The following is a 754-nucleotide window of genomic DNA, read 5'->3' as shown; positions in this document are numbered from 1 at the left end:
TGCCCACCGGCACCATCGCCCCATCCACCGATACCGCATCCACGCCGGCCAGCGGCATCAGCAACGAGTCGATCGCCACCTCCGTCACCCCATAGACGTTCGCCGGCACCGCCCGCGGCCCCACCGAGGCCACAGACTCCAGAAACGCCTCGTAAGTCCACACATCGGTACCGGAGATCACCAGGCGCAAGCTCTCCAAGCCGCCGTGACGGCGGCAGTAGGCGGCCAGATCCCGCAGCAACGTGCCGGGAACGATCTCGGCGACCTCGACCCGATGCTCATCCAGCGCCCGATACAACTCCTCCACCGACACGAAGTCCGACTGCGGCAAGAACACCACGCTCCGCCCGAAACAAAGAGCCCGGACGATGTCGCCCACCGACACATCGAACCCAGCCCCCGCCATCGACAGCACCACACCAGGACCGCCGACCCGTTCCAACGCCGCACCCCACCCCGCGACATAACCGGCCAGCGCCCGATGCGAAACCCCGACCCCCTTCGGCCGCCCCGTCGACCCAGAGGTGTAGGCCACATACGCCAGAGCGTCCCAGCGGACCTCTCCCACCGGCAGCTCGCCCGAAGGCTCCTCCAACCGATCCACCAGAACGACCGGCCCATCGAAGTCCGGCAGCCCCCCTGCAAGGCCGCTGTCGGTCACCACCACGGCAGCACCGCAGTCGTCCAGCATGAACGCCAGCCGCTCCGCCGGATACCCCAGGTTGAACGGCACATACACCCCACCACACTTCAA

General features: G+C 67.5%; 1 protein-coding gene. It reads right to left on the bottom strand.

Translation table 11 applies throughout. The features are described from left to right. Positions 1-733: AMP-binding protein (locus DQW85_RS05345; protein WP_240196941.1), on the bottom strand; the 733-nt coding region annotated here is incomplete at its 3' end. Between the last annotated feature and the right edge of the window lie 21 nt (positions 734-754).

Source organism: Nonomuraea lactucae (assembly GCF_003313395.1).
Taxonomy (GTDB): Bacteria; Actinomycetota; Actinomycetes; order Streptosporangiales; family Streptosporangiaceae; genus Nonomuraea; species Nonomuraea lactucae.
The sequence above is the reverse complement of the archived record's forward strand: the minus strand, read 5'-3'. Positions and strand labels throughout refer to the sequence as shown.